General features: G+C 32.3%; 14 protein-coding genes, 1 tRNA gene and 1 pseudogene. 6 read left to right on the top strand and 10 right to left on the bottom strand.

What is annotated here, in order from left to right; translation table 11 throughout:
- Window positions 1–73: 73 nt before the first annotated feature.
- The 3 genes from MARIT_RS13300 to MARIT_RS13290 are packed head-to-tail and all read left to right on the top strand — an operon-like array spanning window position 74 to window position 2610.
- Window positions 74–865 (top strand): DUF4846 domain-containing protein, encoded by a 792-nt coding sequence (locus MARIT_RS13300; protein ID WP_231975153.1) that lies wholly within the window; start codon window positions 74–76, stop codon window positions 863–865.
- Window positions 866–898: 33 nt separating this feature from the next.
- A complete protein-coding gene (locus MARIT_RS13295; RefSeq protein WP_024740866.1) occupies window positions 899–2251 on the top strand; it encodes a DEAD/DEAH box helicase in 1353 nt (450 codons plus the stop codon).
- The gene (locus MARIT_RS13290; protein WP_100211763.1) at window positions 2251–2610 is read left to right on the top strand and encodes a Na(+)-translocating NADH-quinone reductase subunit F; all 360 of its coding nucleotides are present in this window, start codon (window positions 2251–2253) and stop codon (window positions 2608–2610) included. Before MARIT_RS13295 ends, MARIT_RS13290 begins: the two co-directional genes overlap by 1 nt.
- 27 nt (window positions 2611–2637) lie before the next feature.
- Here the strand turns inward: MARIT_RS13290 and polA are convergent, their stop codons facing one another.
- Complete coding sequence (gene polA, locus MARIT_RS13285; RefSeq protein WP_024740864.1) at window positions 2638–5451, bottom strand: DNA polymerase I; 2814 nt, start codon at window positions 5449–5451, stop codon at window positions 2638–2640.
- 200 nt (window positions 5452–5651) lie between these two features.
- Between polA and MARIT_RS13280 the strand changes: the two genes are divergently transcribed.
- Together MARIT_RS13280 and MARIT_RS13275 are read left to right on the top strand one after the other, a co-directional pair.
- Entirely contained in the window at window positions 5652–6878 is a 1227-nt protein-coding gene (locus MARIT_RS13280) for a metallophosphoesterase (RefSeq protein WP_100211762.1), read from the top strand.
- An 85-nt stretch (window positions 6879–6963) separates the two neighbouring features.
- Window positions 6964–7257, top strand: coding sequence for a thioredoxin family protein (locus tag MARIT_RS13275; protein WP_024740862.1), 294 nt, complete (start codon window positions 6964–6966; stop codon window positions 7255–7257).
- Between the two features lie 672 nt (window positions 7258–7929).
- Here the strand turns inward: MARIT_RS13275 and MARIT_RS13270 are convergent.
- Complete coding sequence (locus tag MARIT_RS13270; protein WP_100211761.1) at window positions 7930–11043, bottom strand: glycosyltransferase family 117 protein; 3114 nt, start codon at window positions 11041–11043, stop codon at window positions 7930–7932.
- Between the two features lie 557 nt (window positions 11044–11600).
- Between MARIT_RS13270 and MARIT_RS13265 the strand changes: the two genes are divergently transcribed.
- A tRNA-Gln gene (locus MARIT_RS13265) sits at window positions 11601–11674 on the top strand.
- A 49-nt stretch (window positions 11675–11723) separates the two neighbouring features.
- Here MARIT_RS13265 and MARIT_RS13260 read toward each other — a convergent pair.
- The 8 genes and pseudogenes from MARIT_RS13260 to MARIT_RS15985 all read right to left on the bottom strand — a co-directional run bounded on the left by MARIT_RS13260 (window position 11724) and on the right by MARIT_RS15985 (window position 15530).
- Entirely contained in the window at window positions 11724–12104 is a 381-nt protein-coding gene (locus tag MARIT_RS13260; protein WP_100211760.1) for an RHS repeat domain-containing protein, read from the bottom strand.
- Window positions 12105–12469: 365 nt separating this feature from the next.
- Entirely contained in the window at window positions 12470–12757 is a 288-nt protein-coding gene (locus tag MARIT_RS13255; protein WP_024742612.1) for a hypothetical protein, read from the bottom strand.
- Between the two features lies 1 nt (window position 12758).
- Window positions 12759–13376: an RHS repeat domain-containing protein gene (locus MARIT_RS13250; protein WP_100211759.1), complete on the bottom strand. Its 618-nt coding sequence runs from the start codon at window positions 13374–13376 to the stop codon at window positions 12759–12761.
- A gap of 276 nt (window positions 13377–13652) precedes the next feature.
- Window positions 13653–14042: a hypothetical protein gene (locus MARIT_RS13245; protein WP_024742574.1), complete on the bottom strand. Its 390-nt coding sequence runs from the start codon at window positions 14040–14042 to the stop codon at window positions 13653–13655.
- On the bottom strand, window positions 14042–14428 hold the full coding sequence (locus tag MARIT_RS13240) for an HNH/endonuclease VII fold putative polymorphic toxin (protein ID WP_157926291.1): 387 nt from the start codon (window positions 14426–14428) through the stop codon (window positions 14042–14044). Before MARIT_RS13240 ends, MARIT_RS13245 begins: the two co-directional genes overlap by 1 nt.
- A gap of 9 nt (window positions 14429–14437) precedes the next feature.
- Window positions 14438–14599, bottom strand: a pseudogene (locus MARIT_RS16100) (RHS repeat-associated core domain-containing protein); the annotation flags it as partial.
- A 146-nt stretch (window positions 14600–14745) separates the two neighbouring features.
- Window positions 14746–14946, bottom strand: a complete 201-nt coding sequence (locus MARIT_RS13235) for a hypothetical protein (RefSeq protein WP_100211751.1) — start codon at window positions 14944–14946, stop codon at window positions 14746–14748.
- 5 nt (window positions 14947–14951) lie between these two features.
- Window positions 14952–15530: an HYD1 signature containing ADP-ribosyltransferase family protein gene (locus MARIT_RS15985; RefSeq protein WP_231975152.1), complete on the bottom strand. Its 579-nt coding sequence runs from the start codon at window positions 15528–15530 to the stop codon at window positions 14952–14954.
- Window positions 15531–15771 lie beyond the last annotated feature (241 nt).

Here is a 15771-nt window from a genome sequence, read left to right as displayed (position 1 = left end):
AAGTATGAAAAAAATTGTAATAGTCTTATTGATTCTTATTAGCTCAATATTATATACCGAAAGAAAAAAAATAATGAACCCAATAATTGCAGTCATTACAAAATCATCTCATATAAACGAAAAAGGAATAACTATAAAAAATAGAGTAAAACCTTCTTACGGTTATAAAAGAGTATCTTATGAAGCAGGGACTTTTGAAAGCTTTATCCAAAACTATACACTCAAAGAATATGGAAGTAGCATTATAAACTATGATAAGACCAAATACTTTTACCAGATAGGACATATAGGAATTTTAACGCTTTCGGTTCCTGAAAATGGATTGCAGCAATGCGCAGATGCATTAATCCGTTTGAGAGCAGAATACCTATGGAAAACGAATCAAAAAGAAAAAATAGGATTTGAGTTTACTAGCGGACACTATTGCTCATGGAAAAAGTATGCAGGAGGATATCGTCCTAAAATAGAAGGGAATAAAGTTACTTTTTACAAAATAGCGAAAGCAAATTACACTAAAACAGCTTTTTATAAGTATTTGAATTTAATTTATACGTATTCAGGCACGCTTTCATTATACAATGAATTACCAAAAGTAGTGCGAGAAGAAGACTTACAATTAGGAGATATGTTAGTAAAACCAGGAACTCCAGGGCATATTTTAATGTTGGTAGATGAAGTTATTAATAAAAAAGGAGAAAAGCTATTTGTATTAGCGCAAGGAAATACCCCTGCTCAAAGTGTGCACCTACTTAAAAACTTTAATAATGCTAGCTTAACCCCTTGGTATTCCTTAAAAAAGAATGCACTTATACAAGTTCCTGGATATTCTTTTGATAACTCGCAATTTATCCGTTTTAAAAATTAGAAAGTGTACCTTTGTCTAAAATTTTTTTAGATGATGACTTTTGAAGACTTAGACTTATCAAAACAATTACAAAATGCCATAGATGATTTGGGGTTTACACAGCCAACTCCTATTCAAGAAAAAGCATTTTCGGTAGTACGTTCAGGTAAAGATGTAGTAGGAATAGCGCAAACAGGAACAGGGAAAACATTTGCGTATATGTTGCCCATTTTAAGAGATTTAAAGTTTTCAAAACAGCAACACCCAAGGGTTTTGATTTTAGTACCAACTCGTGAATTGGTACTTCAAGTAGTGGAAGAAATAGAAAAATTAACAGCGTATATTACGTTGAGAATATTAGGAGTGTATGGAGGAACTAATATCAATACTCAAAAAAGAGCCATAGCGCAAGGACAAGATATTATTGTAGCCACGCCAGGACGTTTATATGACTTGGCATTGAGTAATGTTTTAAAATTAAAGACAATTCAAAAATTAGTGATTGATGAAGTTGATGTAATGCTTGATCTAGGATTTCGTTTTCAGTTACTAAATATTTTTGATTTATTACCAGATCGTCGCCAAAATATCATGTTTTCAGCAACCATGACAGAAGATGTGGAGGCATTAATAGATGACTTCTTTAAAGTGCCAGAAAAGGTTTCTATTGCAGTAAGTGGAACTCCGTTGGATAATATTTCACAAACATCATATAATGTACCTAATTTTTATACAAAAGTTAATTTATTAAATCATTTACTTTCTGATAAAGAAACATACAGTAAAGTGCTGGTTTTTGTATCAAATAAACGCGGAGCAGATAGACTTTTTCAATCGCTAGATGAATCATTTGCAGATGAAATATGTGTAATTCATTCTAATAAAACGCAAAACTATAGGGTACGTTCAATTCGTCAATTTGATGAAGGAAAGAATAGAATATTAGTAGCAACTGATGTAATGGCGAGGGGATTAGATTTGGAAGAAATTACGCATGTAATTAATTTTGATACTCCTGGCTTTCCTGAGAATTATATGCATAGAATTGGCCGAACAGGACGTGCTGAGCATGAAGGAAAAACCATTTTATTCTCTACCGAAAAAGAACAGGAAGCAAAAGGAAAAATAGAGGCATTAATGGAATATACAATTCCGTTATTAGCTTTTCCTGAAGAAGTTGAAATATCAGAACAGCTAACAGAAGAAGAAAGACCTAGAGAAGATAGAGAAATTTCTAAAAACAGAACTTCTTTAGAATATGTACCTGGTCCAGCCTTTCATGAAAAGAAAGAAAAAAATAAAAAAACCAATCAAGGAGGCTCTTATAGAAGGGAAATTGCAAAAAAATATAAAAAACCTAAAACTAGAGGAGACAAGAACTATAATAAACGTAATAAAAAGAAATAATGCAAGTACTTACTGAGCAAGAATTACATAATTTGGGGATGAATATTGTAGGAAAGAAACTACAAGAAATGGGCTATGAGTTTGTGGCAGTAAATAGTACTTTGAAAAAGCATCCGCAATTTGTATTATTTAAAAAAGGAGAACCAACTATTTTTGTTTTGGTAAAAACAACCAATAATATCCAATCGCCAGAAACCTATGATGTGGTATGGATGGAAACTTTTAAAAAGCATGCAGAAAGCCAAAACGCTAAAGTTTGGTATGCTGGTGTTGGTATTGCCAATGCAGAGAGTATAGAAGCTCCTGTTTTTAAAGACCAACCTTATTATGTTGCATTTAACGATTTTATAAAGTTTTAATGCCAGTTATGGCTAAATGGTATTAATTTAATGAGCTTCAAGCCAGTTTTGTCCAGTGCCTATTTCTACCTCTAAAGGGACCGCTATTTTATAAGCATTTTCCATTTCTTCTTTTATAATAGGACGTATCATTTCTAATTCATCTTTATGAGCGTCAAAAACCAATTCATCATGTACTTGCAGCAACATTTTAGATTGGAAGTTTTCTTTTTCAAATCGTTGATGAATATTAATCATGGCAAGTTTAATAATATCAGCAGCACTTCCTTGAATAGGAGCATTTACGGCATTTCGTTCTGCCGCACCTCTAACAATGGCATTTCGTGAGTTGATATCTTTTAAGTAACGACGGCGACCTAAAACAGTTTCTACATATCCATTGTCTCTCGCAAAATCTACTTGATTTGCCATATAATTTTTCAATTTTGGATAGGTCTTATAATAAGTATCAATTAATTCTTTTGCCTCTGAGCGAGACAGATCTGTTTGATTGCTGAGCCCAAAAGCAGAAACACCATAAATAATACCAAAGTTAACAGTTTTGGCATTGCTACGTTGGGTTCTTGTTACCTCTTCAATAGGAACATTAAATACCTTTGCAGCTGTAGAGGCATGAATGTCTTGCCCTTCTAGAAATGCCTTTATCATAGTTTCCTCTTCACTTAAAGCAGCGATGATACGCAATTCTATTTGACTATAATCTGCAGCTAGTAAAATGTAATTTTCATTTTTTGGAATAAATGATTTTCTAACCTCCTGGCCTCGTTTCGTACGAATAGGGATATTTTGTAAATTAGGATTGTTAGAGCTTAACCTACCAGTAGCCGCAACTGCTTGTGCATATACTGTATGAACTCTTCCTGTTTTTGGATTAATTTCATTAGGTAAAGCATCTACATAAGTACTTTGTAATTTTTTATATTGGCGGTACTCTTGAATATCTCTAATAATTTGATGGTCTTTTGCCAAATAAGACAATACATCTTCTGCCGTAGAATATTGCCCTGTCTTGGTTTTTTTAGGTTTATCAACCAGTTTCATTTTTTCGAACAATACAATTCCTAATTGCTTAGGTGAACCAATATTAAACTCTTCTCCAGCCTGCTCGTAAATGTTTTTTTCTAGTTTCTCAATATCATTTGTTAAATCGGTAGAAAGAGACTTTAAAAATTCTGTATTCACATTAATACCTTCCATCTCCATAGCAGTTAATACAGCTACTAAGGGAGTTTCAAGATTCGTAAATAACGTTGTTAGTTTGCTACTTGCTAGCTCTTTTGAAAAATGTTCTTTTAATTGATAGGTAATATCAGCATCCTCAACAGCATATTCAGTTTGTTTAGATAGCTCAACAGCTCTCATAGACAGCTGATTCTTTCCTTTTTTTCCAATCAATTCAGTAATAGGAACAGGTTGATAATTCAAATAAGTTTCTGATAGCACATCCATATTATGGCGCATATCAGGATTAATCAAATAGTGAGCAATCATAGTATCAAATAAGTTTCCTTTTACGCGCATATCATAATTAGATAATACTTTGATATCATATTTTAAGTTATGCCCAATTTTTTCAATATCCTCACTTTCGAAGAAAGGCTTAAATTCTTGTAATATAGTTGATGTTTCTTCTTGGCATTCCGGAAAAGACACATAATAGCCTTTACCAGTTCCATAAGAAAAAGCAATTCCAATTAGCGCTACTTCCAACGCTTTTAACCCAGTTGTTTCAGTATCAAAACAAACAGATTTTTGCTGCATTAATTTTTGAAGAAGAAGCTTCCTGCCTATTGGAGTATGTATGTGTTGGTAGTAGTGACTAACAGTGTTGATGTTTTGGTAGCCATTGGTGGTGGTTTCGGAAGTGTTTCCCGCTCCTGGAGTAGCAAACAAGTCGAACTGGCCTTCAGTAGCTTTTGAAGCTTTTTTAGGCGCTTCTTCTTTAGCATCGCTGGCAGTATTTGCATATGTCTTAGCCAAGTTTTCGGCTAGCCTTCTAAACTCTAATTCATTGAAAAGCTCAGTAATAGCAGACATGTCAGGTTGAGAAAATTCAAAATCTTTTTCATGAAACTCAACAGGAACATCTAGCATTATGGTAGCCAATTGTTTAGATAATAGACCTAATTTAGCGTTTGCCTCAACTTTTTCTTTCATTTTACCTTTTAAATCGGCAGTATTATCCAAAAGACTTTCCATAGAACCATACTTCGCTAAAAACTTCTTAGCTGTTTTTTCACCAACGCCAGGCAATCCAGGGATATTATCTACGGAGTCTCCCATCATTCCTAAAAAGTCAATTACCTGCTCAGGTCTTTCTACACCAAATTTTTCTTGAACTTCAGGAATGCCCCAAGTTTCATAGCCTCCTCCAAAACGAGGTCGATACATAAAGATGTTTTCAGAAACCAGTTGTGCAAAATCCTTATCAGGAGTTACCATAAAAGTTTGGTATCCTTCTATTTCAGCTTTTTTAGCTAAAGTACCTATGATATCATCAGCTTCATAACCTTCTTTCACTACTGCAGGAATATTCATAGCTTTTAAAATTAGCTCAATATAAGGAATGGCTATTTTTATAGCTTCAGGAGTTTCCTGTCTGTTCGCTTTGTATTCAGGAAAAGCATCTGTTCTTGCAACACTTCCTCCACGATCAAAACAAACCGCTATATGATCGGGTTTTTCACGCTTAATCACATCTAATAAAGAATTTGTAAAGCCTAAGATAGCAGATACATCCATTCCTTTAGAGTTGATTCTTGGGTTTTTGATAAAGGCATAATAGCCTCTAAAAATTAATGCAAAAGCATCTAATAAAAATAATCGTTTTTGATCTGCCATTTTATTGTATAAACTTATTAAATATATCTTTTCCTTTACTGTTTTTATAAACGGAGCAAATAAAGAATGCCTCTGGTAAAAATGGTAAAGGGATAGCTGCCTAATTAAAGGTGCTAAAACTACAAAACTTTAACAAGATGTTAAAATTGTTTAGCATTTAAGAAAGTTATATTTGTCATGTTTTTAATATCTTTAAGCATATGCCACGTTGGGTACTCCCTTTACTGCTAATAGTAGCATTAATTCTTATTTTAGAGTTTTACGCATTTCAATCTATAAAACAGATTGCAAAGCGCAACGTTTTAAAGTGGGCGTGGCTATTGCTGAGTTTTACCATTTATGCCAACTTTTTTTATATTGTTTTTTCTACACCAAGAGAGGCAGGGCAAACGAAGGAATTTCAGCGAGCGGTAGGAATGATGTTAACTATTTTAATTCCGAAAGTAATACTACTACTTTTTATGTTTGGAGAAGATGTAGTAAGATGGGGGCAAAAACTGGTGTCTTATTTCTCTTCAGCGGCAACGCAACCATTGCAAGGAAGGAGGAGGTTTGTTGCTCAGTTGGCTTTAGGGATTGCAGCAATTCCTTTTGCTAGTTTGTTATATGGTATTTTAAAAGGAAAGTATAATTATAAGGTATTAAAATACCAACTGGCATTTGATGATTTGCCTGAAGCATTTGACGGATTTAAGATAACACAAATTACCGATATCCACTCTGGGAGTTTTGATGATAAAGAAAAGGTAGCATATGCTGTTGATTTAGTAAATCAGCAAACATCAGACGTAATTTTATTTACGGGAGATATTGTTAATAATTTTGCTGCTGAAATGGATGCGTGGATTCCTATTTTTAAAAAATTGGAAGCTCCTTCGGGAAAGTTTTCTATTCTAGGAAACCATGATTATGGTGATTATGCAAAATGGAAGTCTAAAGAAGATAAACGAGCTAATTTTGAAGCGATAAAAGCGATTCACCCAAAAATAGGTTTTGATTTACTGCTAAATGAAAGTAGGTACCTTGAGCGAGATGGCGAGAAAATAGCTTTGGTGGGAGTAGAAAACTGGGGAAAGGGATTTCATCAAGCGGGTGATTTGAAAAAAGCTTCTAAAGGCATACAGCAAAAAGATTTTAAAATTTTATTAAGCCATGATCCTAGTCATTGGGAATATAAGGTAAAAAAAGATGATTTTAATTACCAACTGACTTTAAGTGGCCATACCCATGGTTTACAGTTTGGCATTGAGATTCCTGGAATAATTAAATGGAGCCCTGCTAAATATGTATATAAGCAATGGGCAGGACTTTATAAAGAGTTTGGAAGATATATAAATGTAAACCGTGGATTTGGCTATCATGCCTTCCCTGGCCGTGTTGGAATTTGGCCAGAAATAACAGTAATAGAATTGAAAAAAAGCAGATAGTTAGCTGATTTAGAAAGAAATGCTATATTTGTAAAGATGTATAATGTATAATTTTCATTATTCCCTCTAACTTAAATTAAATATTATGACAAAATTTGGAGAATTAATAAGCCTAGAAAAACCAGTGTTAATAGATTTTTATTTTGACTGGGAAGAAGCCAGCGATAGTTTAGATACTTTAAAAAATGTAGCCGCTGCATTAGGAGACAAAGCTAAGGTAATTAAAATTGATATCAAACAAAATGAAGTATTAGCTGATGCTTTACGTGTAAAAGGAAATCCTACTTTTATAATTTATAAAAAAGGGGAGATGAAGTGGCGACAAACAGGAGAGCAAGATGCAAATACATTAATAGGATTGGTACAACAATATGTTTAAATAATTACTTTAATAATAACCTCTTTCTTAGAATAAAGCCCCTGTTTTAAGTAGTAATACCATCTGGTTTTATTAAATTTTATAGGTTATACAAAACAATAACACTTCTCCTGTTTTGTATGGTTTAAAAGGCTTTGTAAGCATTTCCCCTAGAAATACATACCCAAGATTAGCGCTTAAATATATACAGATTATCATTAGATTTCTTTTTAGGAAGCAAACCTATTGTAGTTTATTTTTATAGTTTTTAACTAATAAAAATTATTGTAGGATGCTTACATATATTGTACTATTTAAGTTACTAAAGAAAGTTGCTTATTTGTATTTAAGCAATATTTGCCTCCTTTTAAACATGCATTTACTTAGTTTTATTTTATGATTTTGTAGTAGCAAAAACAATAAATTTTACTGAGAGGACATTGCTATACTTATAACTATAAGTTGGTAAAGAAAGCAACTTATCCATGATCTAAACACTCTTTTAATCTCTTTTAAAAAGTGTTTTTACGAGGTAGGTATAACGTATATTTTATATAAAAGAAAAAAGTTTCGAAAGCAAAAGTATGTTTTTTTGCTTGTCTTTCTTTTTAAGAGTCATTAAAAAACCGCGTATCGTTGAGAAATTCTCATGAAATACGCGGCCATTACCGTTTTGTGCTCATTAAACTTTTATCAAGGCTTAATTGTATCCATAGGTTGTTGTTCTAAGGTATCTTCTGAAGGAATCAGGTGCTTAAATAATTTTATATGATTTATAAATCCATCCTGCAATTGGTTGACATAATCTTTGTCTTTTTCATATTCCAATGCCTGGTTGATTAGATTTCTATACATATATAAATTCGTGTCAAGATCATCTAAAATAAACTCAAAATCTCGATTAGAATAGGTACTGTAATGTACCAATTTCTGTTGAAAGATATCAATCAATATTTGTGTCGTTTCTCTAGCTTTATCTTTATCTCCTATCCTGTAATATAGTTCAGGATATCCTAAGGAAATGCTATAGTGGTCAAAATCTTTGATAGGCATTTTATATAGCGATAAATCTAGAACATCTTTTGCATTTATAGAGTCTCCTTGTTTTAAAAACTCTTCTGACAGGCGCATAAGGTTATTACGCATTGAAATAGCATTGCGTTTTGTTTGCTCATCTAAGTATATTTTGCCATCGTTGATATTTCTAAAATGCCACTTTTTTATATTGTTGTACATTTTTTCAGGGTCAATACGTCCCATATCAAACATACTTTTTCCTTTGTTAGGAGTTTTTATAGGAACGAGTTTGTAACTCATACCGTCTAACTGTAAATAGTCTTTTAACCATATATATTCTTCATCAGCATTGGCGCCTCCTGTAAAGTATAATGGACGCTCCCAATTAAAATTACTTAAAATATCGAGCATTAAAATACGATTTTTAGTCAATCCTCTATCATCTACATCAATATCGATATAATCAACAATTTTGTCAGCATCTTTTTGAGCCACCAATCCTGTTTTTAAAACATTTTCTTTATTTACAGGAATGCGAATATGATTGGTTGGATAAAACTTTTCTTTACTACCATCACCTGGATCTATATAAGTAACATCACTATCACTAGCAATCCATCTCATAAAATCTTTGATAGAAATGATAGAATCTTTAAACTGTGGATGCGGATAATGATATGCAATATCTAGCGTACCATACTTATATTGATCGTGGGTTAATTTAGAAGGGATAGGTTCAGCATCATAGGTTTTCTTTTTCATTTGATCAATATACCAGTCAGTAGCAAACAAGCTAGTATTTACTAACTTAATATCTCTTCGAATTCCTTCTACCTGTTGTAAATACCATAAAGGGAAGGTATCATTATCTCCAATGGTAAAAACAATAGCATTAGGGTCACAGCTTTCTAAATAAGTTTGAGCATTTAAAAAGGTAGTATAACGGTTAGAACGGTCGTGGTCATCCCAGTTTTCAGAAGCCATTAATGTAGGTACAGCAACTAAAGAAATTAAAGACACTACAAAGGCCATTGTTTTTTTAGGAGCATAAGCTTTTAAATATTCATATAGCGCTAAGACTCCAAAACCAATCCATATTGCAAAAATATAAAAAGAACCAACAACAGCATAGTCACGTTCACGAGGTTCAAAAGGCTTAGGATTGGTGTAAAAAATAATGGCAAAGCCTGTAAAAGCGAAAAATAATGACAATACGAATACATTTCGCTTATCCCATTTGATCTGATATAGCAGTCCAATAATACCCAAGAGTAGCGGCAAGAAGTAATAAGTATTTCTTCCTTTATTGTTTTTAACATCATCAGGCAAGCTTTTTTGAGAACCTAAGCGAGCTTCATCAATAAAATTAATACCGCTCAACCAATTTCCATTAGCAATATCCAAATGACCTTGATTGTCATTTTGTTTACCTACAAAATTCCACATAAAATAACGCCCATACATATAGCCAAATTGGTAGCTTAGCATAAACTTTATGTTTTCTATAAAGGTAGGACGGCGCTTACTGTTTTGTGGTATTCCTGCAATTTGCTTATACATTTGTTCAGAAGCAGGAGCTACCATCCTTGGGATAAAGCCTTTGTGTTTGCTAGCATAATTAGGAATTACATTTTTATAGTTATTTACAATCTCATATTTACCGTTTCTTTTTTCATACTTTGGTTTGTCATCTATATAAGGAGTATCAGCGTCTTGCTCTCGGTTATAGTTAAATGAATAATATTTATCATAAAAAACATTGGCATCTCCATATTGTTCTCTATTGTAATAAGCCAGTAGTTCTCTAGCACTTGAAGGATTATTTTCATTAATAATAGTATCTGCATTGGCACGTATAGGGAGCATCAACCACGATGAAAATCCTATCATAATAAATAAAATAGATAAGATTAAGGTATTGGCATGAACTTGTTGTTTTTTACGTGTATAATTGAGTCCAAAATAGAACAAAGCAATCAATATCATTCCAGCAATAATAGTTCCTGAATTATAAGGCAATCCAATAGCATTGATAAAGAATAATTCAGAAACACTAAAAAACTTTAAGGTAAAAGGAAATAAAAACTTAAAAACAAAAGCCAATACAAAGATAGCTGCCAAAGTAGCTATGGCGGTTGTTTTAGCATTTATTTGCTGATATGTTTTAAAGAAGTATAGCATCACTATGGCAGGAATTACTAAAAGCGATAAAATATGAACTCCAAAAGAGAGGCCTACTACAAAGCTAATTAAAACAAGCCATTTATTACCTCTAGGGCTTGTTAGTTCACTTTCCCATTTTAAACCTAGCCAAAAAAGTAATGCCATTAAAAAAGATGACATTGCATATACTTCTCCTTCAACTGCACTAAACCAAAAGCTATCTGAAAAGGTATATGCCAAAGCACCAACCAAGCCACTTCCTAAAACAGCAATACGGGCTCCATCTAAAAATGAACTCGTTTTTAACGCTAATTTTTCACCAAGGTTTGTAATGGTCCAAAACAAGAATAAAATAGTAAATGCACTTGCTAAGGCTGACATAAAGTTGACCATTTTAGCAAATTGAGTAACATCATTCGTAAACATAGCAAAAAAAGCACCTAGCATTTGAAAGAGGGGGGCTCCTGGTGGATGTCCTACTTCTAAGTTTACAGCGGTAGAAATATACTCACCACAGTCCCAAGAACTCACTGTAGGTTCTAATGTTAACGTATATGTTATTAATGCAATTGCAAAAGAAACCCATCCGAGAATGGTATTCCATTTTTTATAGTGTACTGCGTTCATAGTTTTTATAAAATGTAGTTGCGAATTTACTAATTAAATTGAAAAGAAGATCGACTAACATTATTGTTATTGAAATAATATTATTGCTATCCTAAATAATTTTATACATAATTTAATTCCTTTTAGGTGATCGACGGTTAAAAAACGCTATAATTTGCCACTTGAAATAGCTTACATAAAAAGCTCCCTCTCTTTTTATGCCTTAAAAATACAAGTAAACACCATTCTTTATAATCTATATAAAGAAAAATCCTCATTTCCTTTTAAGTTAATTTCAATTTGTAACGAGTATCACTTTTAATAGTAGCAAAAAAGTGATGCTTGCCTTTTTTAGTCGAAATAATGCTAAAATAAACAAGGTATTTCTATCGTATTTCAGGATTCAAGAGCTGTGATATCAAACTATTTGATAATCAGGTTTTATTGAGCTGCTAGAATAAAAAAAAATCTTAATTTAAGTTGATAAAAATCTGTTAAAATAAAAAAAATAAAAAAAATCGAAAAAAAATTTTGTAGGAACGAAAGTATCTTATATATTTGCACTCGCAATTAGCAACTGGCCTATGGTGTAATGGTAACACACCGGTTTTTGGTACCGATATTCAAGGTTCGAGTCCTTGTAGGCCAACCAAAATTTAAGCTTCAAATATTACAAATATTTGAAGCTTTTTTTATAATTGTTAATTTTTTGGAAATAGTGGGACAGGATCATTCTCAAAAGCTTTGATAACCATGTCTTCTTTCATTATCGCCAAACCTTTATTACTTGTATAATGCCTAAGTTTTATGGTATCCAACCCAAAAACATCCACCCAACCATTAGAATCCCCAACATAATTATAGAACCCATATTCACCACTCAGTAGTCCAATCGGATCTTTAGAAATATACCTGCCATCATCAGGATCGTAATAACGAAACCTATTATAGGCTAATTCAATCTCTTTATCATAGTATTGCCCTTGATATAGAAAAGGGCAGGGTGCATTACTACCGTTAATTACTTTTCCGTTTAAATCTAAAGAACGTTCCCATACTTGCTCCCCTTCCTCATCATACATTTGTGTAGGTGTGCCTAAATGGTTAGCTAAAATACTAAATTTTTTGTTGTCTTTTATTTTTCCAGAAGGAATAAAAGAACCTTCATCAAATATCCAAGTAATCTTATGGTGTTTAACTATACGCTTTTAAAAACTGTCATAACCAAACTAGGCATTCCACTAAAAAACCACAACTTGTGTCGTGGTTTTTTGCTTTTAGTATTATTTGTTAAACTTACTCTTAATCGGCATGGAATACAATTCCGCACTTTAACTATTAGCTTGTTTATAAATGCTTACCATTTCCGTTTGTACTCAAATATCAAGGCGCGGAGAGCGTACTCCTTAAAACCAACGTGCTTGAAAGCGGCTATTCTGACTAGTTTTTATATTATACTATTACCTTTCATAGGTTTGAATAGATCTATATTTCCCCCTTTTTTTTGTATAAAATTTACAGCATCTATAACGGTTTCGAAATTTTTATATTCTTCATGAGCATAATCTTCATATTGATCCATTTTATGACTTAATATTTTGAAATAGTATCCTATATATTTTCCATCTTTTTTCCTAATAGCATATTCACATATATATTCTTGATTATCCTTAATACAAGTTTCAGAATATCCTCTTGTTTTACCTTTTTCTATTATTGTATCAAAATTATCCATGTTAACCTATATCTATTCTTACCATTTTACCATCAGCTTTTTTAATATTTATGTGCGGTTTGGAACCATGTCCATTTCCTTTAGGGTCATCATGACCATGTACTCTACCTGTTTCATGATCCATGGCATAATCTTTTCTATATCTGACTTTCCCATCCTTCTTTTTGAATTCATCCATTTTGCGTTTTTTTCTTATTCCTACCGCATCTTGAGCACCAATTCCCCTAACTTTTTGAGCACCTGGAAAAGCTTCCATTAATATGTCATGTGCTTCTTTTTTTGTTTTGGCAGTAACTACAGTTCCATTTGCTCCATCTTGTAGTTCTTTAGCTTTTTTACTGTATGTTTTTGTAAGCCCAAACGGATCCACCCAGCTATTAGAATCCCCAACATAATTATAGAACCCATATTCACCACTCAGTAGTCCAATCGGATCTTTAGAAATATACCTGCCATCATCAGGATCGTAATAACGAAACCTATTATAGGCTAATTCAATCTCTTTATCATAGTATTGCCCTTGATATAGAAAAGGGCAGGGTGCATTACTACCGTTAATTACTTTTCCGTTTAAATCTAAAGAACGTTCCCATACTTGCTCCCCTTTCTCATCATACATTTGTGTAGGTGTGCCCAAATGGTTAGCTAAAATACTAAATTTTTTGTTGTCTTTTATTTTTCCAGAAGGAATAAAAGAACCTTCATCAAATATCCAAGTAATCTTATGGTGTTTAACTATACGCTTTTAAAAATCGTCATAACCAAACTAGACGTTCCACTAAAAAACCACAACTTGTGTCGTGGTTTTTTGTTTTTAGTATTATTTGTTAAACTTACTTGTACTCGGCACGGAATACAATTCCGCCCTAGCGGGGTTCTTTTTGATTAGCGGTTTTTAAAGTATATAAGTTTCACATTTTTGAAATAAAAAAGAATCAGTTTCTATTATTATTTTTGCGATACCACTTATTATTTCAATTTCAAAAGAATCAAGATTATTCTTGTTTATAGTAATATTAGAAGAATCTTTATTAATAGATTCCCAATTAATAATATCACATCTTTTAGGTAAAAAAGAAGAAAATTCAATAACAATAATGTTATAATTAATACCCCATTTTCCCCATTTACTTATTTCAATAGAGGGTTTTTCTTTTGAATGCAATGCAATTGTAATAGAGCTATCTATGCCTAAAGAAATATTGCCTATGAAAAAATCTGAAATTCCATTAGGATATATTTTTTTTATAAATTGATTGTTACGTATCGTATCTAATATATTCATCAGTTTTTAAAATTATAATGTCCATGAGTATAATCAACAGAACCTGTTTCAGGATTAGTGGAAGGTCTAACATTGAAATGAGGTTCTTTTCCATGGTTTGGATTTGCATTTGTATGACCTATGCTATGCTCTTGAATTATTATTTCTTTCCCATCCGATTGTCTAAAATGATTTTGTCTAACTTTAATAGGCATTCCTTTATCATCATATATTTTGTGAGCTATACCATTCTTTTTTTCAGTTAAATCAACTCTCGACCTTTTAAATGGTTGCTGATTCATAGGTATTCCTGCATCTCTTTTTGCTTGTCTAAAAGCAGCTCTTTTACTATCTGAATTATGTGATGTCTTTTTATTCTTATTAGGATCTGCATAACTTTTAGCCAACCCAAACGGATCCACCCAGCTATTAGAATCCCCAACATAATTATAGAACCCATATTCACCACTCAGTAGTCCAATCGGATCTTTTGAAATATACCTGCCATCATCGGGGTGGTAGTAACGAAAGCGGTTGTAAGCGAGTTCTATTTCATCATCGTAATACTGGTTTTGAAATAAGAAAGGGCAGGGGGTATAAAACTAAAAATTTTGAAAGAAAACTGTCTGAAATTACTTTTCAGACGGCTTCTTTCTTTTTAATTTCTATGGTTTCTTGCTACTCCTGTGAGTCTGATTAGAGATGCACGTTAGCAGGTTTTTATCTATTCTTCTTCTATCTGTTTTTTAAAATCATTTGGAAGTATATCCCATATAATATTATAATAAAAATCCTTTATTTCTGAATAATTTTTTTTTGCCATTTCAGCTGACTTTTCTGGGTTAGTGTAATTTAATGATTGATGAAAGTGATCGTTTAAATCTTCCATTAATCTAAATAGCCTAATAATATCTTTGTCTTTCATTTTTTTTATTTAAAAATAGGATTTCTTCCTTCTAAAGAGATATCTCCATCTAATACATGTTCTATAGCACCAGTATCTTTATTTTTTATTATTGTAATTTCACTTGGATCAACATCAAATTCAACAGACTTATTTGCTCTCCCTTGCTTTATACCTAATTTCTTTTCAATATCCCGACTACTACCTTTACTCATTCTTCCTTTAGCTTTAACAGTAAATACTTTGTTTTGGTCTGAAGCTTTAATTTTATTATCTTTTTTAATTCCCTCAATACCTTTTTTATTAGAAAAATGTTTAACTCTATATGTAGATTTTTCTAACCCATAAGGATCAAGTTCCTCATTAGAATCCCCAACATAATTATAGAACCCATATTCACCACTCAGTAGTCCAATCGGGTCTTTAGAAATATACCTGCCATCATCAGGATCGTAATAACGAAACCTATTATAGGCTAATTCAATCTCTTTATCATAGTATTGCCCTTGATATAGAAAAGGGCAGGGTGCATTACTACCGTTAATTACTTTTCCGTTTAAATCTAAAGAGCGTTCCCATACTTGCTCACCTCCCTCATCATACATTTGTGTAGGTGTGCCTAAATGGTTAGCTAAAATACTAAATTTTTTGTTGTCTTTTATTTTTCCAGAAGGAATAAAAGAACCTTCATCAAATATCCAAGTAATCTTATGGTGTTTAACTATACATTTTTAAAAACTGTCATAACAAAACTAGGCGTTCCACTAAAAAACCACAACTTGCGCTGTGGTTTTTCGTTTTTAGTATTATTTGTTAAAATTACTCGTACTCGGCACGAGTATGATG

It is taken from the genome of Tenacibaculum maritimum NCIMB 2154 (assembly GCF_900119795.1).
In the GTDB taxonomy this organism is placed as follows: Bacteria; Bacteroidota; Bacteroidia; order Flavobacteriales; family Flavobacteriaceae; genus Polaribacter; species Polaribacter maritimus.
Note: the sequence above shows the minus strand (reverse complement) of the source record. Positions and strands in the feature narration are given on the sequence as shown.